Consider the following 24701-nt stretch of genomic DNA (forward strand, 5'->3'; position numbering starts at 1 on the left):
TCCGGTGCCTCACATATCGAAATTGATCATATTCTTCATGATGAAGATGCCGGTCAGCATCAAAACGGCTGCAATGCCCAGGAGCATATGGCCGGTGGACGACGTGAAAAGCAGCGTCATATATTGCGGGCTCGTCAGATAGACGAGAACCATAACGATGAAAGGCAGCGCGCCGATGATCGCAGCCGAAGCCTTGGCTTCCATGGAAAGCGCATCGACTTTGGCCTTCATCTTCTTCCGGTCGCGCAGAACCTTTGAAAGATTATTGAGCGCTTCCGAGAGATTGCCGCCTGCCTGTGCCTGTATCTGGATGACGATGGCGAAGAAGTTGGTTTCCGGGCAGGGCATGGAATCGGGCATCTTGCCGACCGCTTCAGGGATTGAAAGGCCGATCTGCTGTGCCTCGACCACCTTCTTGAACTCGCTCTTGACCGGTTCAACTGCCTCACTCGCAATAAGTCTCAGACCGTCATTAAGCGGCAGTCCTGCCCGGGTTGCGCGCACAATGACATCAAGCGCGTTGGGAAATTCTTCAAGGAATTTCTTCAGCCGACGTTTGCGCTTCTGCAGCACGAACCAGCGCGGCAAACCGAAAAAACCGGCAATTGCGATACCTGGCAGGAAAAGCAGCGGCGCGCCGAAAATCAGTGCGATGAATGTTGCGAGAAACGCCGCCACGCCGGAATAGATGTAGAATTTCTGCAAAGTGAGGCTCAGCCCCGCCTGCGCCAGAAGAATGCGCAGGGGCGGATATTTCTGGTTCTTCTCGCGCTGCTTCTGCCGCGCTTCCAGATCCTTGATATTATCCTGCAACTGCTTGCGGCGCTTTTGGATGTCGGCGTTTCTGTCGCGTTCGCTACGCGTTATCGCCCGTTCTGAACCGCTGTTGCGCACGGTTTCAAAGCGCCGTGCTGCGTGGTCCTTCTTGCCGAGCTTTTCATAAAAGAGCGCATAGAACAGAGCCGCGCAGGCGACAACGGCGAGCACGATGAACATCACAATGCTGGCACCGGATCCTGTCATGTGTTTGCCCTTTCCATGCTGTCGAGCACAGAAGCAAGGCGGTTATCCTCATTATAATAGCGGGCGCGTTCCCAGAAGGCAGGTCGCCCGATGCCGGTCGAACTATGGTTGCCAAGAATACGGCCAGAGGCATCTTCTCCCTTGATATCGTAGAGAACGAGATCCTGAGTGGTGATGACGTCGCCTTCCAGCCCCACCACTTCGGTGATGTGGGTAATGCGGCGTGTGCCGTCGCGCAGACGTGCGGCCTGAATGATGATATCGACAGAACCGACGATGATCTCGCGCACGGTCTTTTGTGGCAGCACATAGCCGCCCATGGCGATCATGGCTTCCATACGGTTGAGGCATTCACGCGGACTGTTGGCATGGATCGTGCCCATCGAACCGTCGTGGCCGGTGTTCATGGCCTGCAAAAGATCGAACACTTCGGATCCGCGCACTTCACCGACAATAATGCGTTCGGGACGCATACGCAGACAGTTCTTAACCAGATCGCGCATGGTGACTTCGCCTTCGCCTTCCAGATTGGGCGGGCGGGTTTCCAGACGCACTACGTGCGGCTGCTGCAATTGCAGTTCAGCCGAATCCTCGCAGGTGATGATGCGTTCATGCGTGTCGATATAGCGTGTCAGACAGTTCAGAAGCGTGGTTTTGCCCGAACCGGTGCCGCCGGAAATAATGACATTGCAGCGCACCCGGCTGATGATCTGCAGCAGTTCCGCCCCGGCATTCGATATGGCGCCGAATCGCACCAGCTGGTCGAGTGTCAGCTTGTCCTTGCGGAACTTGCGGATGGTCAGGGTGGGGCCGTCGAGCGACAGCGGTGGCGCGATGACGTTGACGCGCGAGCCGTCGGGCAGGCGCGCATCGCAGATCGGGCTCGATTCGTCGACCCGGCGTCCGACCTGGCTCACGATACGCTGGCAGATGTTCAGAAGCTGCTGGTTATCGCGGAAACGAATGCCGGTTTCCTGCAGCAGACCGTCCACTTCGATATAGGTGCGGCGCGAACCGTTGACCATGATATCGGCGATGTCGTCGCGAGAAAGAAGCGGCTCAAGCGGGCCGTAGCCCAGAACATCGTTGCAGATATCATCGAGCAGTTCTTCCTGCTCGGCAATCGACATGACGAAGTTCTTGATGGCGATGATGTCGTTGACGATGTCGCGGATTTCCTCACGCGCGGCATCCGGCGCCATGCGGGAAAGCTGCGACAGGTCGATCGTGTCGATGAGTGCCGAGAAGACCTGCGATTTGGTGTCGTAATAGCTTTCGGTCTTCTCGCGCCCTTGCGTACCCGTCTGGGTGTGGGATTTCGCCGGAGTACTTGGTACGGCTGCCTGCATGCGGGACGGTTGCACGACGGGCTGGGTCGGAGCAGGCGCCGCAGCGGAGCTGGCAGGTTTCGGCATAGCCGGTCGCGTTCCGCTTTCCGGCTTGTTTCCCGTATCGTTGCCTCTTCTGCCGAACATGATTTCCTGCCGTTACTTGGTCTTGCGTGCAAATTTGCCGAGAAGGCTCGAAATGCTGCTCTTTTTGCGCGGCTGCACATCGGCCCTGCCAGTCACGACATGCGCAATATGGCTGATGGCTTCGGCAATAGGACTTTCTGGATTGGTTTCTGCGATCATCCGGCCGTTGTTGGCTGCATTGCCGAAAAGCTGCGGATCGAAGTCTATAGTCGCGACAGGGTCGATGCCGAGCGGCTCGGCAAAATCTGCGAGCGCAATTTCTGGCCGTTTGGGAATGCCCATCTGGTTGAGGACGAGATGCGGTTTCACATCGTTCGGTCGCAGTTGCGCCAGCGTGTCGAGAAGGTTCTTTGTGTTGCGCAGATTGGCGAGATCGGGTGTTGCAACGATCACGACCTCATCGGCGCGCATCAATGTGGTCCGCGTCCATCCGCTCCAGCCATGTGCCACATCCAGCACAATCAGCGGAGAATTGCGTTGGGCAACATCGATCATTTCGGCAAAGGCGTCTTCGCCGAAATCGAATGTCCGCTCCAGGCTCGAAGGTGCAGCGAGGATTGAAAGGTGATCGTCATATTGAACCAGCAACCGGTCGAGATAGACCTCATCGATCCGCTCCGGCGAGAAAACGGCATCGGCGATGCCGAGCGTCGGGTCCTGATCGAAATTGATGTTTGCTGTGCCAAAGGGCAGGTCCATGTCTGCCAGCACGACATCGTGCCGAAACAGGTCGGAGATCGACCACGCGACATTGTGGGCGATTGTCGAAGCACCAACGCCACCTTTCGCACCGATAAAGGCGATGGAACGACCCAGCGGTTCTGCACCGGGATCGAGAAAAATCGAGGAAACGATGGCCAGAATGTCTGCGAGCGAGACAGGCGCCACGATATATTCTGAAACGCCGCGCCGCAGCAATTCGCGATAAAGCCAGACCTCGTTGGAATGACCAATCACCATAACTTTTGAACCGGGATCGCATACCTCCGACAATTGCTGCAGTTCTTCTAGCAGCACATTGGGTTCGGACGCCGATTCGACAATGATCAGATTCGGCGTGGAGGCGGTCTGATAAAACTCGGTAGCCGCTGCAATGCCGCCCATCATGACTTTCAGATGGGTTTTGGCCATGCGCCGGTCGCCGCCGGCGCGCTCGATTGGAATGGCGACGCTTTCGTTCACGCAGAAGGCCTGGATCGAAATGCGTGGAATGGGGCGCACATTTTCGAGCATGATCGGCGCGCGGCCCGTCTCGGGGCCTTGTTCTTCTTCCGCTGGTTCGAAAGCGAAGTTGCTCATGGCGCCCTCTTAATACTCGGCTTGCTTGCTGCGGGGTTCTTGCCAGTTGTCCGTCTGTGCCGGCGACATTTTCACGTAGCCCTGATCGCCGTTGAGACGTTCGGTCGTGCGGTCCGAATCGATTGGCGACATGACGCGTGGTCCCAGAAGATCGGCCGGATTGGCGATCTGAGCGGCAAGATTGTTCTGCGAGGCACAGCCAAAATTGGCGTAATGCTTGTTTTCAGGCGTGCTGGCGAGATCGTCCGGCCAGCGACCGCACGGCGTCGTGCCCGCCGTCATCGCGTAATAGCTGATCCTGATGGGCGCTGCCGCTTCCGGGTTTTCAACGGGATAGTTTTCGATGGCGATGTTGTTTGCCTTGATGCCACCGCGCCGGAGCATAGCCGACACCTCAGTGCTTAACCGATAGGCTGCCGCCTGATTAGAGGTGCCCGAAGGCACCAGCACATAGAGCATGCCTGAGCCACCACGCCGGTAATTGGCAATAGCGCCCTGAACGATGCCACGCTGCATCGGGCTCAGCTTCTGGTCGGCCTGTGCAACCGGAATATCGGTGACCTGCTCCCGTTCCGCAATCGTGATCGGATGATTGGTACGATAATCGTCCGGCAAGGCGCCAACGGTGACATGCTGGCGGTTCGCACAACCCGCGAGAAGAGCCAGCGACAGGGCGACAAGCGCTGGTCGGGCGGAAATCCTGCAAAAGCCTCTGACTGAATATGTCATGATCTGTCCCCGCTCACTTGTAGATATAACCGACGACGCCGTTGTAGCGACCGGGCGGCAGTTTGGTTTCCATCGTGCCGTAAACGCGATTGACCTTGCCAAGGATGTATCCCGCGCCATCGCTGGCCGGATTGAGATTGTCGTCGGGTCGCGCAAGCTGCTGGCGGGCAACGGGGCGTGCCAGATAAGGTGTGACGATCACCACCAGTTCGGATTCGTTGCGGATGAAATCCTTGCTGCGGAACAGCGCGCCAAGGACCGGAATCTTGGTAAGGCCTGGAAAGCCGGAAACCGACTGGCGCACTTCATCGCGGATCAACCCACCGATCATCATGGAACCGCCGGACGGAAGTTCGACCGTGGTATCGGCGACACGCTTGCGCAGCGATAGAACACTTGCGCCAACGCCATCCATCTTGTTGGTGGTGCCTGCGCCTTCTGTCGTCGGCTCAGAGACGGAGGTTCTGATTTTCAGGCTGATGCGTCCCGGCCCCAGCACGGTCGGCATGAATTCGAGACCAATGCCATAGTTGATCTTAGCCAGTTCATTGGTGCGCTTTCCGTCATCGTCATATTTGACGCTGTTGATGACATTATATTCGCCGCCGACATTGAAGGCCGCTTTTTCCCCGGAGATTGCGGTCAGGGTCGGCTCGGCGAGCGTCTTCATCACGCCTGCCGATTCCATTGCCCGCAGATAGGCGGAAAAATTGCTTGTCGCGAGGCCGAATCCGGTATCGGAAAGGTTGTTGCCAATGGCTCCGGCAATACTCTCGGAAATTCCCCCATAGGAAATGCCGTTCGAAACACCGCTGCCTGCCATATTGACGCCAAGCTGCTTCATGACGGAGCGGCTGACTTCCGCGACGGTGACCTTCAATGTCACCTGATCCTCGCCGACGATAGTCAGCATATTGACGATGGCGCTCGCGCGGCGGTTCCGGTCGGGATTGTTGATAGCAACACCGCCGCCATCCGTTGGCGCGGACGCAGTCGTGGTGAACTGACCGGTTGTTGCTTCGCCACCGGAAACGAAAAGGCCTGCAAGCTTTGCGGCCTGTGCCGAATCCTGTGGGGTCTGCACCGTTCCGGTCAGCACCACATTGTCGTTGATCAGTTCGACGCGAATATCGGAACCGGGAATGAGGCGCTTCAGCTGGGATGAAATCCCGCTCACATCGCGCTCGATTTCGACATCGATCGATGCGACCTGTTCGCCATTGGGACCGAAAACGAAAATATTGGTCTGTCCGACCTGCTTGCCGAAAAGATAGATGCGTCGCGACGTACGCGTCACCGCATCGGCGATTGTGGGGTTGGAGACGAGAACGTCATAAGCATCCTGCGGAAGATCGAGCACGACCGACTTGTTGAGGCCAAGCTTGATCGTCTGCGAACGCTGCTGGCTGCCGACCTTGACGATGCCGGCCGCCGCCATGGCGGACATATCGGTGAGCGGCAGTGAGAAGGCGGCAAGCGCGCTGGTAAAAATTGCGACTTTTGCGGAATATGGGCGCACGCGTTTTGTCTTTCTCATGAGCGCGGTCCTATTTCTGTAACGCTGCCGGACTTGATGACCTTGACCGTTCCGCTGCGGGTCGGCGAGGAAACCAGATAGTCGGCCTGCTTGATATCCTTGTCCTCGACATCCTGTGTCGAGCGAAGTGCCAGCGTCAGGCGGTCTGCCATCTGCTGGGCGACGGTGATGATTTCGGCCTGTTCCGGCGTGACTTCGAGCGTCGCGGTCTGGCCGACCATGACCTTGCGGCCCTGTTCGTCTTCCTGAATGGCCTGATCGATGGCCAGAACACGCACATTCTGCAACACGGTTTCTGTGGTGAATGGCGTCAGCGATTTATCGCCATTGTCCGGCTTGCGGCGGGTCATGATGACATCGACGAAGTCATTGGGAAGAATGAAGCCGCCTGCCGAGCTTTCGGCATTGATCTGTGTCGCGACGGCGCGCATGCCGGGTGGCAGGATCGACGACATGAAACTTTGTCCCGGACCGATGAGCTTGGTCTTGCGGATCGGTTCGCCCGTGAAGAACTGCAGGCGCACGGTTGCGCCACTCAACTGATTGATGGCGTCGGGTTCGCTTGCGCGGGTGATATAGCCGTCGCTGACAGCTTCGGCAGGCCAGGGCTGCCAGCGCATCTGCGATGTCAGCTCTGCGCCGACACCGAGATTTTCGGTGGCAACCAGCACGTCTTCCAGCTTCATCTGCGGCGTTTCAGGCGCAACGACAACTGGAGCAGGCGGCGGTGCGGCGAGGTTCATGGCGATATAGCCAGCGCCACCTGCCGCAAGAACGGCCACTCCTAAAATGAGCAGTCGAGCTGATTTCATGATGTGCCCCGCGCAAATCCCCACGTCTTGATGACGTGTTCCAAAATTGCACTGGGAATCGTGTAATTATGGTTAATATAATCTTATTCGAATAAAGAAAGATTGGGAGTACACGCGAACGTTGCGCATAAATGCGCTTAAAATGCCCCTGCCATATAGGTTTTCATCGTTTCCCCGACTGGCGACAGTGGAAATGTCCAGAGACCGGCAGCGCCAAGTGCAATGCCGTAGGGAATGCCCACATCCTTGCGGGCGAGCGTTCCCAAGAAGGCATAGCGATCCGCCAGAAGCGGACGGGGGATCATCCTGTAGAGGATGATCGTGAGTGTCAGCACGCCGCCCAGGATCGAAACCATCACAATATAATCCATGAGGCTGGCATTGGGACCGAACCACAAGGCCGTCGCCGCAATGAGCTTGGCGTCACCACCACCCATGGCGCGCAGGCAAAAGAGCGAAAAGGTGATGATGAGTACGATACCGCCGACAGCCAGATGCCAGCCATAGTCTGCGAGGGAAATTCCGCAGAACGGTGCGAGCAGGACAAAGCCCAGGGTCAGTCCGATGGAAACGCGGTTGCGGATGGTCATCGAGGTCAAGTCGGTGATCATGGCCGTCACCATTGCCAAAGCAAAGATTGCCGTCATGGCTGCTGCTGTCATTGCCGATGCCCCCGCGTCGCCTGTCATCCCATCATTTGGTCACCGTTTGCACGGAGTTGCGCTTTGATGATTAGCGGTTCGTCGCCTGTTCGAACTGTATGGCCGTGTCATTGAATTTTTCGCCGACATTGCCAGCCACGAGCGCGACGCCGCTGATGATCATTATGGAAACGAGTGTGCCGATCAGCGCATATTCGATTGCTGTCGAACCGGCCCTGTTCTTCATGAAACGCGTCATCAATGTCGGCATCACATGCTCCTCGCTGTTCCGATTGCGCTGGTTTTTGGGAACGCGCTCTAATTTCGGATAAGCTGAAGCATAAGAGAGAGGAATTGTGGCCCTCTTAACAATCAGGGTTAATGAAGTGTTTCGACGCTTTCCGGATCACTGCAATCGCACGATTGGTTAATCTTTGGCGAATTGTGAACGCGGTCTGCACGGAAGGGTAGCGACTTAATTCTTCCTTCACCAATCCCCTTCATTCTTTGCTCATTATATTGATGGGGTTCCATTCGCTGAGCCCACTATATCTGCGGGGGAATGTCGCGTGACGCGTCGATTGTTTGCTTTGGGTGGCTTCGGCATGGTGTCTGCCATGGGCATTGCCTTCATGACGGTCTTTGCGGCCATACCGGCGTCTGCAGAAGACTACATTGCCCTTGAGACAAGCCAGGCGCGCATCTTGCGGCTCGCGCGGCCAGCCGACAGTGTCGTGATCGGAAATCCGTCGATTGCCGATGCCGTCGTTCAGGATGCACAGACTATTGTTCTGACTGGCAAGGATTTTGGCGTCACCAATATTGTCGTCATGGACAAGCAGGGCGAACCGATCCTCGACCGTGAGCTGGTGGTTTCCCGCAATGCACGCGGCACGACGCGAATTTACCGGCAGGCCGAAGTACAAACGCTTTCCTGTACGCCTTACTGCGAAAAAGCCTCAACGAAGAACGGCTTCGACGACAAGTAACGCTATTCAATCGTGAGTCCCTGTTCCGTTAATACTCTTTCAGGTTGTCCTGTTGTAACGATACTCCCAATCGAATTCATATGAAGTTGGGTGGGGTTATGACTTTCCGGATTTTGGCGCGTGGCCTTGCAGGGGCGAGCGCGAACTTACGCCGTTTTGCCCGTGCACAACATGGTGTGGCGGCGGTGGAGTTCGCGTTGCTTATCGGTCCGTTCCTGATCATCATCTTTGCGACGATCGAAATCGGTATGAGTTTTGTGGCGCGTCAGGTCATATCCAATGCGACAGAGACTGTTGCACGCCGATTGCAGACGGGGCAGATCAGAGGGGCTCAAATCAGCGAAGGAACCCTGCGCACCGAACTCTGTCAGCAGATGCAGTTTATGGTCGCGCAAGGCTGCCCCAATCTTTCGCTGAATCTGGGAACCTACGAAGGCTTCGACAAGGTTCCGATTGACCAGATTCTCGATGGTGAGGGCAAGCTCACGCGGACAGGTATTATCGGGACCAGTGGAACCTCGACGATCAATCAGCTCAACGTGGTTTATGCTTGGCCCGTGCTGACAAACATCCTTTATCTGATCGAAAATCCACATGCAGCAGGGGGCACCATGCCGCTCTTTGCGACCCTCACCTGGCAGAACGAACCCTTCCCGAACTAAAACAACTGATGTGCGTTCCGAAAATCGCCGCGCACTTTTCGGAATGCATTCTGGAGCGATCGATTGCCATGCGTAATTGTCTTCGAAAATTCCTGAATGATAAACGCGGATTGGGTGCGGTTGAATTCGCACTGATCGCGCCCGCCCTGCTTCTGATTTATCTTGGCTCGGTTGATCTGGCTGACGGGGTCGACACGAACAAGAAAGTGTCGCGCTCGGCGAGCAGCCTCGCTGATCTGGTTGCCCGCCAATTGTCGGTCACGAAGAATGATCTGAACGATATGTTCAACATCAGTCGCGCGTCACTGCTGCCCTATGGTCGGAGCGCACCGAAGATAAGGATCACCGCAATCAGGATTGACGGAACGGCGAGGGCCAGCAACCTGACGCCGGAGGTCGATTGGTCCTATGCCAACATTGCGGATTTTGCCGCCAAGAAGGGGGATGTCGGCGATATTCCGTCAAGCCTTCTGGATGAAGGATCGTATTTCATTAAAGTCGACGTCGAACTCGACTACAGGCCGCTCAATGCATGGATTTCCACGAGCATTCCGATGAGCGAAACCTATTATCTGGCGCCCCGCTATACGAACACGCTTCCCTGTACCAATTGCTGAACATCTTGGCATTGCGGACAAAACTGAACATATAAGGGCAAAGCCAATGCATGGCTCTTGTTCAGGATCAGTTTTCTATGCCCGAATTGCCAGAAATCGAAACGGTTCGCCGTGGTCTGCAGCCTGTCATGGAGGGCGCGACCGTCAGCCAAGTCGAACAACGACGCCCGGACCTGCGCTTTCCTTTTCCCGACCGCTTTGTCGAACGGCTTTCCGGTCGGCGCATTTCGGCGCTTGGACGTCGCGCGAAATATCTGACGATCCATCTCGATGACGGCCTATCCGTCATCAGCCATCTTGGCATGTCGGGTTCGTTTCGCATCGAGACCGATGATGACGGCGGCACGCCTGGCGAATTCCATCATGAGCGCTCCAAGCTGAGTGCGCATGACCATGTTGTGTTTCATCTTCTGCGAGCCGATGGCGCTCCGGCCCGTATCGTCTACAACGATCCGCGTCGCTTCGGCTTCATGCTTTTTGCGGAAGAAGGCACGCTCGATAGTCACCCGCTGCTGGCAAGCCTCGGCATAGAGCCGACAGGCAATCTGCTCTCGGGCACCATTCTGGCCGAACTCTTCAAGGGGCGTCGGACGCCGCTCAAGGCGGCGCTGCTCGATCAGCGGCTGATAGCTGGTCTTGGTAATATCTATGTTTGCGAGGCGCTCTGGCGCAGCCAACTGTCGCCCATGCAGACAGCCGGGTCTGTTGCGCAGAATCCCGCAATCATGGAGCAATTGGCCGCCGATATCCGCACAGTGATCGCGGAAGCCATTGCCGCAGGCGGTTCAACCCTCAAGGACTATATTCAGGCAGATGGCGCGCTTGGCTATTTCCAACACTCCTTCTCCGTCTATGGGCGCGAGGGCGAGCCGTGCAAAAACCCTGCCTGCAACGGCATTGTGGAACGGGCGGTACAGTCGGGACGTTCGACTTTTTTCTGTGCCTCCTGCCAGCAATGAGGCCTTGAAAAAGAAATGACGCCGGTCCACTTTGCCCGCCAACCAGCGAGAGCGTATCCCGAAAGGTGTGAAACGGTTTTCGGACAAGATGCGCGGTTCAAACCGAAAAGATAGAGCATTTCCCGTGATTCAGGAAAAACAGGAAACGCTTGATCTGTCCGAAGGAGGAGTTCAATCCATGGCCTATGAAACGATCATTGTCGAGACACGTGGCGGCGTCGGCCTCATCCGCCTCAACCGCCCGCAGGCGCTCAATGCCCTGAACCGCAAGGTTCTCGACGAATTGACCGAAGCTCTCGGCGCTTTCGATACGGACGGCAAGATCGGCGCGATCGTTCTCACCGGTTCCGAAAAGGCCTTCGCTGCCGGTGCCGACATCAAGGAAATGCAGCCAATCGATTTCGTGGATGCCTATCTTCAGGACATGTTCGCTGACTGGCAGAAAGTGGATCGGGTCCGCAAGCCGATTATCGCGGCGGTTTCGGGCTATGCGCTGGGCGGCGGCTGCGAACTCGCCATGATGTGCGATTTCATCATCGCGGGCAGCAATGCAAAATTCGGCCAGCCGGAAATCACGCTCGGCGTCATGCCCGGCATGGGCGGCTCGCAGCGTCTCACGCGCTATGTCGGCAAGTCCAAGGCGATGGATATGTGCCTCACCGGGCGCATGATGGACGCGGCGGAAGCAGAACGCAGCGGTCTTGTCTCGCGCGTCGTTGCGCCGGAAGAGCTTCTTGACGAAGCGCTGAAGGCAGCAGAACGCATTGCATCCTTCTCACGTCCGTCTGTGCTGATGGTCAAGGAAGCGGTCAATCGTACCTACGAAATGACGCTGAGCGAAGGACTCCGCTTCGAGCGGCGCCAGTTCCATTCGCTGTTTGCGACGGAAGACCAGAAGGAAGGCATGGCAGCCTTCATCGACAAGCGTACGCCGTCGTTCAAGAATCGCTAAAGCTTGTCTCCCTAAAGTGGGAACCGGTTTCGGGATAAAGACATGCTTGAAAAGACAAATAGATAGAGCAGTTTCAATGACTCGGTTTTAGCTGGAACCGCTCTAATTGATCGGCTGGTGGTCGAGTGACGGCCCTGACAAGAGCATCATGGGAGCCTTCCGGTCGCTTTCGGCGGGCTTTCAGGCCGGGTTTGCGGCTTTTTGATCGAGCTTTGGGGCAGAATCCACGTTGACGCCGCGCCAAAGCTGATCTATAAGCCCACCACGGATCGGCGGCCCCCAGGGATCTTCAAGGGATTTTCTCGGCTGCCCTAGAGGTTTTGTGCCCGGCGGTTTTTGCCCCTGGCTAGCTGACAGAAAAAAGAGAGGCATTTATGGCCAATACTCCTTCGGCCAAGAAGGCAGTGCGCAAGATCGCTGCCCGCACCGAAATCAACAAGTCCCGCCGTTCGCGCGTTCGTACCTTCGTGCGCAAGCTGGAAGACGCTCTGCTGAGCGGCGACAAGCAGGCTGCAGAAGTCGCATTCAAGGCTGCTGAGCCTGAACTGATGCGCGCTGCTTCCAAGGGCGTGATGCACAAGAATACCGCTTCGCGTAAGGTGTCTCGCCTTGCTCAGCGCGTTAAGGCTCTGAACGCCTAAGCATTCATCCATTTTTATGGATTGTTTTCGAAACCCGGCTCATTGTTAGCCGGGTTTTCTTTTTTGAGCGTTTCTCAGAACACTGGCATTCTTTCATACCACCCTGAATTGTAGAGATTTTTCAATGCCTAGCTGGAATATTTCAGAGGGCGGTTAATCTCGCGTGAGGCGATTTAATTAGTATTTTCAAATGGTTGCGGAATATTATCCACTGTTATCCACAGGCGGGTTTAGGGACTCGGAAGGGGGTTTGAGTCAAGGAATATTTTTAAATTTATTTTTAGGAAGAACATATCAAGATCACCTAAAAATTGCCCCACGAAAACACATTGAATCCAAAGGTGTTATTTCGCTGGCGTCCGATTCCCTACTTTTGTCGAGTCCCCCTGCAAGGGCTTTCAGCAAAAAAATGTGGCTTTCTGAGGCTTGCCCTTTGCTGCGAGGCTTCGCTAAAGTCAGGGCATAAGAGGGGTGGGCCACCGGCCCGGAGTTAGCATCAAATAGCGAGTTTGTCGGCGTGGGCATCACAGCCCGCGGGTGTTATATTCTGGTCGTAAGGTCCTGTTCCTCATGGTTGTTTGCTTACCGTTCGTTAACCGGAATGCCGTTTTAGGCATGTCCCCGACAATTGAATGGTTGTGGCGGATTTCTTTCCGGGCAATCAGCCTCCGGTAAAAGTGTTGTGAGTCGTAAAAAGGTCGCCGGGAAGGAGTATCCGGGTGTTGGTCCTGATGGGACCGTTTGAGTTTGTGTTTGGCCCAGAGCTGTAGAGCCGGGCTTTATGAGTGAGTACCTGCCAGGCCAGACGGATAAAAAATCCGCGGTTCGGACAGGAAAAAATGACAAGCGCCAAAAAACGGCGCGTACGAATGTGAAGGCAGGCGAGACGATGGCAATGATGACCGGCAAATCGACGGCAACGATGGGTGATGATGCACATGCGAACCGTATCCATGGATCTTCTGCTACCGGAAATGAAAAGAGCCTGGTCGAGTTGAGCGGCAATGCAGGCGACGAGGTTTTCGAGCGCCTCACGGCAAAGCTGAAAGCCCGCGTTGGCACCGAGATTTATTCCAGCTGGTTCGGTCGTCTGAAACTCGACGATATCTCCAAGAGCATTGTCCGCCTGTCGGTTCCGACAGCATTTTTGCGCTCCTGGATCAACAATCACTATTCCGAACTGCTGACCGAACTGTGGCAGGAAGAAAACCCGCAAATCCTGAAAGTTGAAGTCGTGGTTCGCGGTGTAAGCCGCGTGGTGCGCAGCGCAGCTCCAGTGGAAGCCTGCGAAGCAGTTGAAACCAAGCCTGCTGTGGCTCCGCGCGAAAAGATGGTGTTTCCAGTTGGACAGTCGCTCGGTGAGAAGCGCGGTTCCGCAGTCGTTGCAGAATCGGCTTCGGGTTCCGTTCTGGGTTCACCGCTCGACCCGCGCTATACGTTCGACAGCTTTGTCGATGGCGCATCGAATCGCGTGGCCCTTGCCGCTGCTCGCACCATTGCTGAAGCCGGTTCCAGCGCGGTGCGTTTCAATCCGCTTTTCATCCATGCTTCCGTCGGTCTCGGCAAGACGCACCTTCTGCAGGCAATCGCCGCCGCCGCGCTCCAGCGGCAGGAAAAGGCCCGCGTTGTCTATCTGACGGCTGAGTATTTCATGTGGCGCTTCGCCACCGCGATCCGTGACAACAATGCGCTGTCCTTCAAGGAACAGCTGCGCGATATCGACCTCCTCGTCATCGACGACATGCAGTTCCTGCAGGGCAAGTCGATCCAGCACGAGTTCTGCCATCTCCTGAATACACTGCTCGACAGCGCCAAGCAGGTCGTTGTCGCTGCCGACCGTGCGCCGTCCGAACTGGAATCGCTCGATGTGCGTGTTCGTTCGCGTCTTCAGGGTGGCGTTGCGCTCGAAGTGGCGGCCCCTGATTACGACATGCGCGTCGAGATGCTGCGCCGTCGTCTCGCCGTCGCGCAGGCAGAAGATTCGAGCCTGAACATTGGTGAAGAGATTCTCTCCCACGTTGCCCGCACGGTCACCGGATCGGGCCGCGAACTGGAAGGTGCTTTCAACCAGCTTCTGTTCCGTCAGTCCTTCGAGCCGAACATCTCCATCGACCGCGTCGATGAGCTGCTCGGTCATCTGACCCGCGTTGGCGAACCGAAGCGTATCCGCATCGAGGAAATCCAGCGCATCGTGGCGCGTCATTACAATGTCTCGAAGCAGGACCTGCTGTCGAACCGCCGCACGCGCACCATCGTCAAGCCGCGTCAGGTGGCAATGTATCTCGCCAAGATGATGACGCCGCGTTCTCTGCCGGAAATCGGTCGCCGCTTCGGCGGTCGCGATCACACCACGGTTCTTCATGCCGTGCGCAAGATCGAGGATCTGGTTGGCGCCGACACCAAGCTGGCCCAGGAACTGGAGCTTCTGAAGCGCCTCATCAACGATCAGGCGGCCTGATTACAGTAGCTGCCCCGCTATCAATCGCGGTTATCAACAAAAAGCCCGGGCCCTGTCGCTTTCCGACATGGCGCGGGCTTGCTTTTCTCCTTAAAAATCTGCCACTTTAACGGACCTTCTGGCGCCCCCGGCGCCTTATCGACAGGGGCCGCCTGCCTGCCCGTCAGATGCAGTTGTCCTGTCCCAGCGAGCGAGTGCGTTTGAACATGCGTGTTACCCTAGAGCGATCGAACCTTCTCAAATCTCTCAACCACGTCCATCGCGTCGTGGAGCGTCGCAACACGATACCTATCCTGTCGAATGTGCTTTTGCAGGCCGAGGGCGCAAGCCTCGCACTCAAGGCGACCGACCTTGATCTTGAGGTCAACGAAGCGACAGCCGCCATGGTGGAACAGGCAGGCGCTACGACGGTTCCGGCACATCTTCTTTATGACATCGTCCGCAAGCTGCCGGATGGCGCTGAAGTCATGCTGTCGACCAATCCGGATGGTGGTTCCATTTCGGTCATTTCCGGCAAGTCGTCTTTCCGCCTCCAGTGCCTGCCGCAGTCCGATTTCCCGGAACTGACCGCTGGTGCATTTACCCATTCCTTCCGGATCGAGGCGCAGGCTCTGAAGCGTCTCATTGACCGCACGCAGTTTGCGATTTCGACGGAAGAAACCCGCTATTACCTTAATGGCATTTTCTTTCACGCCATCGAAAGCGACGGCGCCCTGAAGCTGCGCGCTGTCGCGACCGACGGTCACCGTCTGGCGCGCGCCGAACTGGAAGCACCGTCCGGCACGGAAGGCATGCCGGGCATTATCATCCCGCGCAAAACGGTTGCCGAACTGCAGAAGCTGGTCGATGTGCCGGATGTGGTCGTTACTGTTGAACTGTCAGACGCCAAGATTCGCTTCACGGTTGGATCGGTGGTCCTCACCTCGAAGCTGATCGACGGAACCTTCCCGGATTACCAGCGCGTGATTCCGTCTGGCAACGACAAGAAGCTCACCATCGGACGCCAGGAGTTTGCGGCCTCCGTGGATCGCGTTTCGACCATTTCGAGCGAACGTGGCCGCGCGGTCAAGCTTTCGATCGCCGATGGCCAGCTGACGCTCACTGTCAACAATCCCGATTCCGGCAGCGCAACTGACGAGCTTGCGGCGGACTATGACGCCGATCCGCTCGATATCGGGTTCAACTCGAAATACCTGCTCGACATTACGAGCCAGCTTTCGGGTTCGGACGCGGTCTTCATGCTGGCCGATGCAGGTTCGCCGACGCTGGTGCGCGACACCGGCGATGAAGACGTGTTGTACGTGCTGATGCCTATGCGTGTTTAAAGAACAGAAAAGTGAATACGCCTGAGCCTAATCAAAGCCGCCCGGCCCGTGTATCGATCCGGCGGCTCAAGCTTGTGAATTTCCGCAATTATGCGGAACTGTCACTGCCGCTTGGGCCCGGCCATGTCGTGCTGACTGGTGAAAATGGTTCCGGCAAGACCAATCTGATCGAAGCAATTTCCTTTCTGTCGCCGGGACGCGGCCTGCGCCGCGCTGCTTATGACGATGTTGCCCGCACCAACTCGCTTGATGGCTTTGCTATTCATGCGGCGCTCGACTGTATGATTTACGGCGAAGCGGAAGTCGGCACCGGCACAGCAGGCGGCGGCGAGGGGGGGCGCAAGGTTCGTATCAACGGTATTGCGGGTTCCGGTGACGACATGCTCGACTATGCGCGCATCCTTTGGGTGGTGCCGTCGATGGATGGGCTTTTCACCGGAGGCGCTTCTGATCGCCGGCGTTTCCTCGACCGCATGGTGCTTGCTATCGATACCGCCCACGGCAAGCGTGTGCTCGATTACGAAAAAGCGATGCGCAGCCGCAACCGCTTGCTGAACGATGGCAGTAATGACGACCAATGGCTGGATGCGATCGAAAGCCAGATGGCGGAACTGGGCACAGCCATTGCCGCTGCCCGCGCCGAAGCCATGCGCCTGATTGCGGCGATGATTGAACGCCTGCCCGCCGAAGGGCCGTTTCCAAAGGCAGATTGCTTTCTGGAAGGGGCGCTGGAGCAGAGAATCAATGTCGAGGCGGCGCTCGATCTTGAAGAAGATTTCCGCCGTACCCTGCGCGATGGCCGTGCGCGAGACCGAGTGGCAGGCCGCACGCTTGAAGGCCCGCATCGCACCGATCTGATCGTCCAGCACAGACCCAAGTCCATGCCAGCCGCGCTCTGTTCCACGGGCGAACAAAAGGCGCTTTTGATTGGTCTCGTGCTTGCCCATGCCCGACTGACGGCCGAGCTTTCGGGCATGGCTCCGATTCTCCTGCTCGACGAAATCGCCGCACATCTCGATACGGGGCGCCGCGCGGCGCTCTTCGGCATCCTTGATGAGCTTGGCGGACAGGCCTTCATGACCGGCACGGATCGTGCGCTTTTCGAAGCGCTCGAAGGGGAAGCGCAATTCTTTAACGTCTCTGCCGGTCATCTCACCAGACTGTCTGATGCCTGATCCGAGAACCGGTTCCATTTTATGGATCGCGCCGTGAGGCAAAATATCCGCTGACAGCGCCTTGGGAGAGGCATATGTTCGGGGGTATGAATGCACCATCCAGACCATTTTCGTCCGAAGAACTTGAACGCTATGCGCGCCATATCGTGCTGCCAGAAATCGGTGGTCCGGGCCAGCAGAAGCTGAAGGCCGCCCGCGTGCTGATCGTCGGCGCAGGCGGTCTTGGCGCGCCTGTGCTGCAATATCTGGCAGCTGCCGGTGTCGGTACGCTCGGCATTGTCGATGACGACACTGTTTCGCTATCGAACCTGCAACGGCAGGTCATTCACGATACGGAAAGTGTGGGCCAGCCAAAGGTGGAAAGCGCGCTTGCCACCATTGCCCGTATCAATCCGCATGTGACGGTCGAAGGACACCAGTTTCGCCTCGATGCCGGTAACGTAGAAGCGTTGATCGGCAATTATGACGTTCTGGTGGATGGTTCGGACAATTTCACCACGCGCTATATTCTGGCCGATGCTGCTGCAAGGGTGGGACGCCCGCTCGTGACCGGTGCTATGGGCCGTTTCGATGGCACGGTCACCGTGCTGATGCCCTATACGACTGGACCGGATGGCACGCAGAACCCATCTTATCGCGATCTCTTTCCAGAAGCGCCGCCACCTGGAACAGTGCCGACCTGCGCCGAAGCCGGTGTGCTGGGCGTCCTGCCGGGCGTGATCGGCAGCCTGCAGGCGATGGAAGTTATTAAGCTCATCACCGGTATCGGCGAACCCTTGGTGGGCCGTCTGCTGCTTTACAACGCCTTGAATGTTCGCTTCGAAACCATTCGTTATAAGGCACGCAAGAAGGGCTGAGCATGGTATCGACACTAACCCATGAAGAGCGGTCGATAGCCGCCGGGGAACAGGGAGAAGGCGCTGCGATGGCCATGCGCATTGTCGCCGAAACAGCAAGGCTGATGGGCGCGCCGCGCCTTATTCCGGTTGCATCGGCACATATTGACGGTGCGCTTTATCACGGCGATAGCGGAACGCTTTTCGCAGAAAAGCTGGTTGAGGGTGGTGCAAAGGTCAAAGTCCGCTCGACGCTCAATGTCGGCTCTATCGATCTGACGGGCTGCTCGCGTAATCTTTTGCCGGCTCACGAAGCTGATATGGCCAAGCGCATGATGCGCGCCTATATCAAGCTTGGCTGCGAGCCGACCTGGACCTGCGCTCCGTATCAGGCGGGACACAGGCCAGCAAAGGGCACAGATGTCGCCTGGGGTGAATCCAATGCAGTCGTGTTCTGCAATTCGGTTCTGGGTGCGCGTACCAATCGTTATGGCGATTTCCTCGATATTGCCTGTGCGATTGCTGGCCGCGCGCCCGATTATGGTCTGCATCGCAGCGAAAACCGTCGCGCTACGGTGGTGATCGATATTTCGACGCTGGACCCGGCGTTTCTGTCTTCGGAAGTCGCCTGGCCTATTCTCGGCAATCTGTTTGGTCGCAGCGTTGGCACGAATATCGGTGTCGTTGCAGGCAGTCCGGTCCATCCCGATGAAGACGATCTCAAGGCTTTCGGCGCGGCATCGGCATCGGTTGGAGCAGTCGGTCTATTCCATGTTGCTGGTGTCACGCCCGAAGCGCCCGATCTTGAAACGGCTTTGCAGCACCAGAAGCCGGAAGGCGTCATCCGCGTCACACGAGAAATGATCGAGGCGACGCGCAAGCGTCTTTCGACAGTCGAGCAGGTCGATCATATCGATGCGGTTGCCATTGGCAGTCCGCATCTTTCGATAACCGAATTCGACCGTCTGGAGTGCGCCATAGCGGAACGCAAGCTCGCGGTGCCGCTTTATGCCTGCACGGGTCGTCATGCACTGGTTGAGCTGGAGAAAGACGGACGCAGGCAGGCGCTTGAAAAAGCAGGCGTCGTGATTGTCGCCGACACATGCGTGGTTGTTACACCAATTTTGCCAGCTAAGGATGATGCCATCCTTATGACGAATTCCGGCAAGTTCGCGCATTATGCACCTGGCAACACCGGCTATGGCGTGCTTTACGGTTCGTTGGAAGAATGCGTGGAAAGCGCGGTTGCGGGCAGGCCGGTTTTCGGGAGGCAGGCGGCATGAGCATCGGGGAAAGCACCGTACTCGTTGCAGGAAAAGGGGCAGATGCTGAGGCGCTGGTTCTCTCCGCGCCGATTAGCTTCTGGGGCGGTGTCGATCCGAAGAGCGGGCGGATTGCCGATGTGCGCCATCCAGAACATGGGCAGAGCATCGCCGGGTGTGTGTTGTGCCTGCCCGGAACCATCGGGTCGTCATCGGCAGCAGCCGTTCTTCTGGAACTGGTCCATAGTGGTCATGCGCCTGCGGCCATTGTCCTGCATGAACCGGATGCGATCCTGCTCCTTGGCCTCATCGTGGCTCGTGAAATGGGGCATGACGTGCCTATCGCCGTTGAATTCGACCGCGAGGCGCAAAAGCAACTCGCCGGCCATCGGGTGACGGTCGGCGAGGATGGAGCAATTGGGATTGCTGCCTAATATTGCGTGCTGCGATCTACAATATGTTCCAGCGTTCCGTCCCGCTCGAAGGCTTCGATCTGCCGGATGATCTGCGGCACAAGAGCGGTTGCAGATGAGCTTGCCGCCGCGTGTGGAGTGATCGTCACGCGCGGATGATCCCAGAGCGGGCTGCTGGTCGGCAACGGTTCCTGCGTGAACACGTCAAGCGAAGCTGCCGAAAGAAGCCCGCGGTCGAGTGCGGCCAGAATATCGGCCTCGTTCTGCAGACCGCCTCGTCCGGCATTGATCAGCACCGGCGCGCCGAGAGGCCCGTCGCTCTTCAATTGCGCGAACATCGACATGGAGAGGATGCCCTTTGTGTCGGGCGTCAGCGGCAGCAGACAGACGAAGATGTCAGCCGTCTTGAGGAATTTCCCAAAGCCGTCCTTGCCGTGATAGGTCTGCACGCCATCGATCTCTTGCGGGCGACGGCTCCAACCGGTGACATTGAAGCCGAGCAACTTCAGCTTTTCCGCCGCATCGCGACCCAGCACGCCGAGGCCCATGATGCCGACAGTGACTTCATGAGCAGCAGGCTGACGGCGATCCTCATGCCAGACATGATTCTGCTGTTGCTTGCGATAGCGCTGTCCGAGGCGGTGATGATCCAGCACCTGCCAGACGACATATTCCGTCATGCGCATAGTGAGATCGTCGGAGATGATGCGCACCAGTGGTACATCGGGAATCCGGTCATCGCGGAAGACATGATCGACGCCTGCGCCCAGCGAGAAGATCACCTTCAGATTGGGCAGGTTCTCAAGCGAGCCCGGCTTCTGCTTCCAGACAAGCGCATATTTGACGGACGGATCTTTTTCCGTGCGATCCGTCACCACCGGACGATCCGGCGCGTGATCCCGAAACGTCTTCAGCCAGATTTCCGGGTCCCAGTCGGTGATCGCCAGAAGGATATTGCCCTTATCATTGTTTGTCATTGCTTCGTTCCTCCCTCTGTTGCTTCCATCCGGAAGGCTGCCGCCATCAACGCCTTGGTATAATCGGTCTGCGGGTTGGCGAAGACATCCTTCGCCGCGCCATATTCGACTGCCTTGCCGTTGCGCATCACCAGCACGTCATTTGCCAGCGCTCGCACCACTTTCAGATCGTGGCTGATGAAAAGATAGGCGAGATCATGCTTCTTCTGCAATGCGCGTAACAGATCGACCACCTGCGCCTGCACGCTCATATCGAGCGCGGAGGTCGGTTCGTCCAGCATAACAAATTTCGGGTTCAGCACCATGGCACGTGCAATGGCGACGCGCTGGCGCTGGCCACCTGAAAATTCGTGCGGATAGCGGAAGCGGGTTTCCGGATCGAGATTGACCTCGTTGAGCGCGGCAACGACACGCGCATCGCGTTCGTCTGCCGACAGTTTAGGCTCATGCACCAGAAGCCCTTCGGCGATGATGTCCGCGATGGTCATGCGCGGTGAGAGCGAGCCGAATGGGTCCTGAAACACGATTTGCATCTCGCGGCGCAGCGGGCGCATATCTTTGAAGCTGAACTTGGCGATATCGCGCCCGTCGAACCTGATCTCGCCCTTGGACGAAATCATGCGCGACAGTGCGAGGCCAAGCGTCGTTTTGCCGGAACCCGATTCGCCGACGACGCCGAGCGTCTGTCCGGCGCGTAAGTTTACGTCGATGCCGTCCACCGCCTTCACATGGTCGACGGTCTTGCGCATGAACCCCTTCTTGATCGGGAACCAGACACGGATATCCTTGCCTTCCATCACCGTTTTTGCTGCTGGATCGGCGGCAGGCGGCTCGCCCTTCGGTTCAGCCGCAAGCAGGTGCTTGGTGTAGGGATGCTGCGGGTTTTCGAAAATCTCTTTGGTCGGCCCGGCCTCGACGATCTTGCCCTTGCTCATCACGCAGACCTTGTCGGCGATCTTGCGCACAATGCCGAGGTCGTGGGTGATGAAGAGCATCGACATGCCCTGTGCAGCTTTAAGCTCGGCCAGCAGCTTCAAGATTTGGGCCTGCACGGTGACATCGAGCGCTGTGGTCGGCTCGTCGGCAATCAGCAGCTTCGGCTTGTTGGCAAGCGCCATGGCGATCATGACGCGCTGGCGCTGGCCGCCGGAAAGCTGGTGCGGGAAGGCCGACAGGCGCTTTTCCGGTTCGCGAATGCCGACTTCGTTCAGAAGTTCCAGCGTCCGCGCCCGTGCGGCCTGCTCCCCCATGCCTTGATGCATTTTCAGGATTTCACCGATCTGCCTCTCCACACTGTGCAGCGGATTGAGCGATGTCATCGGCTCCTGAAAGATCATCGTGATGTCGTTGCCGCGCACACGGCGCAGTTCCGGCTCCGAAGCCTTCATCAAATCCTTGCCATTGAAAAGAATTTCTCCGGAAGGATGGCTGGCAGACGGATAAGGCAGCAGCTTCAGGATGGACAGGGCCGAGACGGATTTGCCTGATCCCGATTCGCCGACAAGGGCGACCGTTTCGCCTTCGGCAATGTCGAAGGATACGCGGTCGACGGAAATGCGTTCCTCGCCATTCTGGCGGAATGCGACGGACAGATCGCGAACGGACAGCAGGATATTGTTCCCTGATTCGATCATTGACCCGCTCATTGGCCCACTCATTGAAATGCCTTTCGCGGATCGAAGGCGTCGCGTGTTGCCTCACCGATGAAGATCAGAAGCGACAGCATCAGCGAGATGACCACAAAGCCGGTAATGCCGAGCCAGGGTGCCTGCAGGTTATTCTTGCCTTGTGCGAGCAGTTCGCCCAGCGAAGCTGAACCGGGCGGCAGGCCGAAACCGAGGAAGTCGAGCGAGGTGAGGGTGGTGATGGAGCCGTTCAGGATGAAAGGCAGGAAAGTCAGTGTCGCGACCATGGCGTTGGGCAGGAGATGCCGCCACATGATGGTGCCGTTCTTCACGCCGAGCGCACGCGCCGCGTTCACATATTCGAAGTTTCGCGCTCGCAGAAATTCCGCGCGCACGACGCCGACGAAAGCCACCCATGAAAACAACAACATGATGCCCAGAAGCACCCAGAAGCCGGGCGGCAATATCGCCGCGATAATCAGCAACAGGTAGAGAACCGGGATCGAGGACCAGATTTCGATGAAGCGCTGGAACAGAAGATCGACCCAGCCGCCGAAATAACCCTGAACCGCACCCGCTGTCACACCGATTATTGCCGAGAAGAAGGTGAGAATCAGGCCGAACAGCACCGAAATACGGAAGCCGTAGAGTGCGCGTGCGAATACATCGCGCGCCTGATCGTCGGTGCCGAGCAGATTGAAATTGCCGAAGCGACAATTGGGATCGCTCACGCCTTGCGGATAGCGCTGGCAGCGCTCTTCCGCCGAATAGAGCCAGAACGGTTTGGAAGGCGCGGCTTCCGGTATCTCGTTGTTCACGGTGTTGTAGGAATAGCGGATCGGCGGCCAGATGGCCCAGCCATTGTTGTTGATTTCATCCTGTATCACCGGGTCGCGATAGTCGGTGACGGCATAAAAGCCGCCGAATTTCTCTTCCGGATAATCCACGAAAACCGGCATCAGCAACTCGCCTTTGTAGGAAACGAGAATGGGCCGGTCATTTGCGATGAACTCGGAACAAAGCGCTGCGATGAGCAGGAACAGGAAGATCCACAGCGACCAGTAACCGCGCTTGTTGGCCTTGAAGTTCTGCCAGCGGCGCTTGTTGAGTGGTGAAAGCCACGGGCGCTTTACCGGTTGCACGACAGGGGTGAGGGTGGTGTCGGTCATCACACGTCCCTCCGGTCAAAGTCGATGCGCGGATCGATCCACGTATAGGTGAGGTCGGACAAAAGGCCGACCAGAAGGCCGATCAGCGAGAAGATGAAGAGATTGGCGAAGACTACCGGATAATCGCGGTTGATGACCGACTGGTAGCCCAGCAGTCCAAGCCCGTCGAGCGAGAAGATGGTTTCGATCAAAAGCGAACCGGTGAAGAAGGCCGAGATGAAGGCGCCCGGAAAACCGGCGATCACGATCAGCATCGCATTGCGGAAGACGTGCCGATAGAGAACCTGATTCTCGGTCAGCCCTTTGGCGCGCGCCGTGGTTACATATTGCTTGCGGATTTCTTCCAGAAACGAATTCTTGGTCAGCAACGTCGTTGTGGCGAAGGCGGAAAGCACGAGTGCAGTCACCGGCAGCACCATATGCCACAGATAGTCGCCGATCTTGCCCCAGAACGACATTTGCGCGAAATCGGGAGAGGTGAGGCCACGCAGCGGGAACCAGTCGAAGAACGAGCCGCCCGCAAACAGCACGATCAGCAGGATCGCAAACAGGAAGCTTGGGATGGCGTAACCGACGATGATGACGGCGCTGGTCCAGGTGTCGAAGCGCGAACCATCCTTGATCGCCTTGCGAATGCCGAGCGGAATCGAGATCATGTAGGACAGAAAAGTCAGCCACAGGCCGAGCGAGATTGAAACCGGCATCTTTTCCTTGATGAGGTCGATCACGCTGATATCGCGAAAATAGCTGCGGCCGAAATCGAAGCGCAGATAGTTCCACAGCATTTGGCCGAACCGTTCCAGCGGCGGCTTGTCGAAACCGAACTGCTTTTCCAGATCGGCAATGAATTGCGGGTCGAGCCCCTGCGCGCCGCGATATTTGGAATTGACCGAGCCGCTGTCGACGGCACTTTGCCCGAAATCGCCACCACCGCCGGAAAGGCGGTCGAGAGCGTCGCCGCCCTGGCCTGAAAGCTGCGCAATCACGCGCTCGACCGGACCGCCCGGGGCGAACTGAACCACAGCGAAGGAAATAGCCATGATGCCGAGTATCGTCGGAATCATCAGAAGCAGACGGCGGAGAATATATGCGCCCATCAGCCCGGTTTTCTCCGCAGGTTCAGGT

General features: G+C 57.3%; 24 protein-coding genes. 12 read left to right on the forward strand and 12 right to left on the reverse strand.

Features of this window, described 5'->3' with window-relative positions:
* Window positions 1–9: 9 nt before the first annotated feature.
* From FG152_RS04390 to FG152_RS04425, 8 genes are all read right to left on the reverse strand, one after another.
* On the reverse strand, window positions 10–1023 hold the full coding sequence (locus FG152_RS04390) for a type II secretion system F family protein (protein WP_010657796.1): 1014 nt from the start codon (window positions 1021–1023) through the stop codon (window positions 10–12).
* Complete coding sequence (locus tag FG152_RS04395) at window positions 1020–2498, reverse strand: TadA family conjugal transfer-associated ATPase (protein ID WP_029926134.1); 1479 nt, start codon at window positions 2496–2498, stop codon at window positions 1020–1022. The genes FG152_RS04390 and FG152_RS04395 overlap by 4 nt, the downstream gene beginning before the upstream one ends.
* A 12-nt stretch (window positions 2499–2510) precedes the next feature.
* On the reverse strand, window positions 2511–3797 hold the full coding sequence (locus FG152_RS04400) for a CpaE/TadZ family protein (protein ID WP_029926132.1): 1287 nt from the start codon (window positions 3795–3797) through the stop codon (window positions 2511–2513).
* A 9-nt stretch (window positions 3798–3806) separates the two neighbouring features.
* Window positions 3807–4526: a CpaD family pilus assembly protein gene (locus FG152_RS04405; protein ID WP_010657799.1), complete on the reverse strand. Its 720-nt coding sequence runs from the start codon at window positions 4524–4526 to the stop codon at window positions 3807–3809.
* Between the two features lie 13 nt (window positions 4527–4539).
* Window positions 4540–6063 (reverse strand): type II and III secretion system protein family protein, encoded by a 1524-nt coding sequence (locus tag FG152_RS04410; RefSeq protein WP_010657800.1) that lies wholly within the window; start codon window positions 6061–6063, stop codon window positions 4540–4542.
* On the reverse strand, window positions 6060–6875 hold the full coding sequence (gene cpaB / locus FG152_RS04415; RefSeq protein WP_010657801.1) for a Flp pilus assembly protein CpaB: 816 nt from the start codon (window positions 6873–6875) through the stop codon (window positions 6060–6062). Before cpaB ends, FG152_RS04410 begins: the two co-directional genes overlap by 4 nt.
* 137 nt (window positions 6876–7012) lie before the next feature.
* Window positions 7013–7537 carry an A24 family peptidase gene (locus FG152_RS04420; RefSeq protein WP_012090972.1) on the reverse strand — a complete coding sequence of 175 codons (525 nt, stop codon included), beginning with the start codon at window positions 7535–7537 and terminating at the stop codon, window positions 7013–7015.
* A gap of 70 nt (window positions 7538–7607) precedes the next feature.
* The gene (locus tag FG152_RS04425; RefSeq protein ID WP_010657803.1) at window positions 7608–7787 is read right to left on the reverse strand and encodes a Flp family type IVb pilin; all 180 of its coding nucleotides are present in this window, start codon (window positions 7785–7787) and stop codon (window positions 7608–7610) included.
* Window positions 7788–8085: 298 nt separating this feature from the next.
* On the opposite strand from FG152_RS04425, the gene FG152_RS04430 reads away from it, so the two are divergent.
* The 12 genes from FG152_RS04430 to FG152_RS04485 all read left to right on the forward strand — a co-directional run bounded on the left by FG152_RS04430 (window position 8086) and on the right by FG152_RS04485 (window position 19826).
* Complete coding sequence (locus FG152_RS04430) at window positions 8086–8505, forward strand: pilus assembly protein N-terminal domain-containing protein (RefSeq protein WP_029375825.1); 420 nt, start codon at window positions 8086–8088, stop codon at window positions 8503–8505.
* A gap of 98 nt (window positions 8506–8603) precedes the next feature.
* Window positions 8604–9167: a TadE/TadG family type IV pilus assembly protein gene (locus FG152_RS04435; RefSeq protein WP_010657805.1), complete on the forward strand. Its 564-nt coding sequence runs from the start codon at window positions 8604–8606 to the stop codon at window positions 9165–9167.
* Between the two features lie 68 nt (window positions 9168–9235).
* On the forward strand, window positions 9236–9784 hold the full coding sequence (locus FG152_RS04440) for a TadE/TadG family type IV pilus assembly protein (RefSeq protein WP_029926131.1): 549 nt from the start codon (window positions 9236–9238) through the stop codon (window positions 9782–9784).
* Between the two features lie 77 nt (window positions 9785–9861).
* Window positions 9862–10743, forward strand: a complete 882-nt coding sequence (gene mutM / locus FG152_RS04445) for a bifunctional DNA-formamidopyrimidine glycosylase/DNA-(apurinic or apyrimidinic site) lyase (protein WP_498985345.1) — start codon at window positions 9862–9864, stop codon at window positions 10741–10743.
* Between the two features lie 178 nt (window positions 10744–10921).
* Window positions 10922–11695 (forward strand): enoyl-CoA hydratase, encoded by a 774-nt coding sequence (locus tag FG152_RS04450; protein WP_010657808.1) that lies wholly within the window; start codon window positions 10922–10924, stop codon window positions 11693–11695.
* 374 nt (window positions 11696–12069) lie between these two features.
* A complete protein-coding gene (gene rpsT, locus FG152_RS04455; RefSeq protein ID WP_010657809.1) occupies window positions 12070–12336 on the forward strand; it encodes a 30S ribosomal protein S20 in 267 nt (88 codons plus the stop codon).
* Window positions 12337–13231: 895 nt separating this feature from the next.
* The gene (dnaA, locus tag FG152_RS04460; protein WP_011982245.1) at window positions 13232–14794 is read left to right on the forward strand and encodes a chromosomal replication initiator protein DnaA; all 1563 of its coding nucleotides are present in this window, start codon (window positions 13232–13234) and stop codon (window positions 14792–14794) included.
* Window positions 14795–15000: 206 nt separating this feature from the next.
* Complete coding sequence (gene dnaN / locus FG152_RS04465) at window positions 15001–16119, forward strand: DNA polymerase III subunit beta (RefSeq protein WP_010657811.1); 1119 nt, start codon at window positions 15001–15003, stop codon at window positions 16117–16119.
* Window positions 16120–16130: 11 nt separating this feature from the next.
* Entirely contained in the window at window positions 16131–17294 is a 1164-nt protein-coding gene (recF, locus tag FG152_RS04470; protein ID WP_010657812.1) for a DNA replication/repair protein RecF, read from the forward strand.
* A 74-nt stretch (window positions 17295–17368) separates the two neighbouring features.
* Entirely contained in the window at window positions 17369–18151 is a 783-nt protein-coding gene (locus FG152_RS04475) for a molybdopterin-synthase adenylyltransferase MoeB (RefSeq protein WP_010657813.1), read from the forward strand.
* Between the two features lie 2 nt (window positions 18152–18153).
* A complete protein-coding gene (locus tag FG152_RS04480) occupies window positions 18154–19413 on the forward strand; it encodes an aconitase X (protein ID WP_029926125.1) in 1260 nt (419 codons plus the stop codon).
* Complete coding sequence (locus tag FG152_RS04485) at window positions 19410–19826, forward strand: aconitase X swivel domain-containing protein (RefSeq protein ID WP_010657815.1); 417 nt, start codon at window positions 19410–19412, stop codon at window positions 19824–19826. Before FG152_RS04480 ends, FG152_RS04485 begins: the two co-directional genes overlap by 4 nt.
* Here the strand turns inward: FG152_RS04485 and FG152_RS04490 are convergent.
* Genes FG152_RS04490 through FG152_RS04505 form a run of 4 tightly spaced genes read right to left on the reverse strand, consistent with a single transcriptional unit; the run spans window position 19823 to window position 24673 of the window.
* Entirely contained in the window at window positions 19823–20782 is a 960-nt protein-coding gene (locus tag FG152_RS04490) for a 2-hydroxyacid dehydrogenase (RefSeq protein ID WP_029926123.1), read from the reverse strand. The two genes, FG152_RS04485 and FG152_RS04490, sit on opposite strands and share 4 nt — an antisense overlap.
* On the reverse strand, window positions 20779–22440 hold the full coding sequence (locus tag FG152_RS04495; protein WP_043062742.1) for an ABC transporter ATP-binding protein: 1662 nt from the start codon (window positions 22438–22440) through the stop codon (window positions 20779–20781). The genes FG152_RS04490 and FG152_RS04495 overlap by 4 nt, the downstream gene beginning before the upstream one ends.
* Window positions 22437–23576, reverse strand: coding sequence for an ABC transporter permease (locus FG152_RS04500; protein ID WP_029926121.1), 1140 nt, complete (start codon window positions 23574–23576; stop codon window positions 22437–22439). Before FG152_RS04500 ends, FG152_RS04495 begins: the two co-directional genes overlap by 4 nt.
* Window positions 23576–24673 carry a microcin C ABC transporter permease YejB gene (locus FG152_RS04505; RefSeq protein ID WP_010657819.1) on the reverse strand — a complete coding sequence of 366 codons (1098 nt, stop codon included), beginning with the start codon at window positions 24671–24673 and terminating at the stop codon, window positions 23576–23578. The genes FG152_RS04500 and FG152_RS04505 overlap by 1 nt, the downstream gene beginning before the upstream one ends.
* Window positions 24674–24701 lie beyond the last annotated feature (28 nt).

It is taken from the genome of Ochrobactrum sp. XJ1 (assembly GCF_024701725.1).
Taxonomy (GTDB): Bacteria; Pseudomonadota; Alphaproteobacteria; order Rhizobiales; family Rhizobiaceae; genus Brucella; species Brucella anthropi.

Excerpts from the sequence above, each read along its gene's own strand:
- FG152_RS04390 (WP_010657796.1), bottom strand. The coding sequence starts at position 1,023 with ATGACAGGATCCGGTGCCAGCATTGTGATGTTCATCGTGCTCGCCGTT.
- FG152_RS04395 (WP_029926134.1), bottom strand. The coding sequence starts at position 2,498 with ATGTTCGGCAGAAGAGGCAACGATACGGGAAACAAGCCGGAAAGCGGA.
- FG152_RS04400 (WP_029926132.1), bottom strand. The coding sequence starts at position 3,797 with ATGAGCAACTTCGCTTTCGAACCAGCGGAAGAAGAACAAGGCCCCGAG.
- FG152_RS04405 (WP_010657799.1), bottom strand. The coding sequence starts at position 4,526 with ATGACATATTCAGTCAGAGGCTTTTGCAGGATTTCCGCCCGACCAGCG.
- FG152_RS04410 (WP_010657800.1), bottom strand. The coding sequence starts at position 6,063 with ATGAGAAAGACAAAACGCGTGCGCCCATATTCCGCAAAAGTCGCAATT.
- cpaB (WP_010657801.1), bottom strand. The coding sequence starts at position 6,875 with ATGAAATCAGCTCGACTGCTCATTTTAGGAGTGGCCGTTCTTGCGGCA.
- FG152_RS04420 (WP_012090972.1), bottom strand. The coding sequence starts at position 7,537 with ATGACAGCAGCAGCCATGACGGCAATCTTTGCTTTGGCAATGGTGACG.
- FG152_RS04425 (WP_010657803.1), bottom strand. The coding sequence starts at position 7,787 with ATGCCGACATTGATGACGCGTTTCATGAAGAACAGGGCCGGTTCGACA.
- FG152_RS04435 (WP_010657805.1), top strand. The coding sequence starts at position 8,604 with ATGACTTTCCGGATTTTGGCGCGTGGCCTTGCAGGGGCGAGCGCGAAC.
- FG152_RS04440 (WP_029926131.1), top strand. The coding sequence starts at position 9,236 with ATGCGTAATTGTCTTCGAAAATTCCTGAATGATAAACGCGGATTGGGT.
- mutM (WP_498985345.1), top strand. The coding sequence starts at position 9,862 with ATGCCCGAATTGCCAGAAATCGAAACGGTTCGCCGTGGTCTGCAGCCT.
- FG152_RS04450 (WP_010657808.1), top strand. The coding sequence starts at position 10,922 with ATGGCCTATGAAACGATCATTGTCGAGACACGTGGCGGCGTCGGCCTC.
- rpsT (WP_010657809.1), top strand. The coding sequence starts at position 12,070 with ATGGCCAATACTCCTTCGGCCAAGAAGGCAGTGCGCAAGATCGCTGCC.
- dnaA (WP_011982245.1), top strand. The coding sequence starts at position 13,232 with ATGATGACCGGCAAATCGACGGCAACGATGGGTGATGATGCACATGCG.
- dnaN (WP_010657811.1), top strand. The coding sequence starts at position 15,001 with ATGCGTGTTACCCTAGAGCGATCGAACCTTCTCAAATCTCTCAACCAC.
- FG152_RS04475 (WP_010657813.1), top strand. The coding sequence starts at position 17,369 with ATGTTCGGGGGTATGAATGCACCATCCAGACCATTTTCGTCCGAAGAA.
- FG152_RS04480 (WP_029926125.1), top strand. The coding sequence starts at position 18,154 with ATGGTATCGACACTAACCCATGAAGAGCGGTCGATAGCCGCCGGGGAA.
- FG152_RS04485 (WP_010657815.1), top strand. The coding sequence starts at position 19,410 with ATGAGCATCGGGGAAAGCACCGTACTCGTTGCAGGAAAAGGGGCAGAT.
- FG152_RS04490 (WP_029926123.1), bottom strand. The coding sequence starts at position 20,782 with ATGACAAACAATGATAAGGGCAATATCCTTCTGGCGATCACCGACTGG.
- FG152_RS04495 (WP_043062742.1), bottom strand. The coding sequence starts at position 22,440 with ATGAGTGGGCCAATGAGCGGGTCAATGATCGAATCAGGGAACAATATC.
- FG152_RS04500 (WP_029926121.1), bottom strand. The coding sequence starts at position 23,576 with ATGACCGACACCACCCTCACCCCTGTCGTGCAACCGGTAAAGCGCCCG.
- FG152_RS04505 (WP_010657819.1), bottom strand. The coding sequence starts at position 24,673 with ATGGGCGCATATATTCTCCGCCGTCTGCTTCTGATGATTCCGACGATA.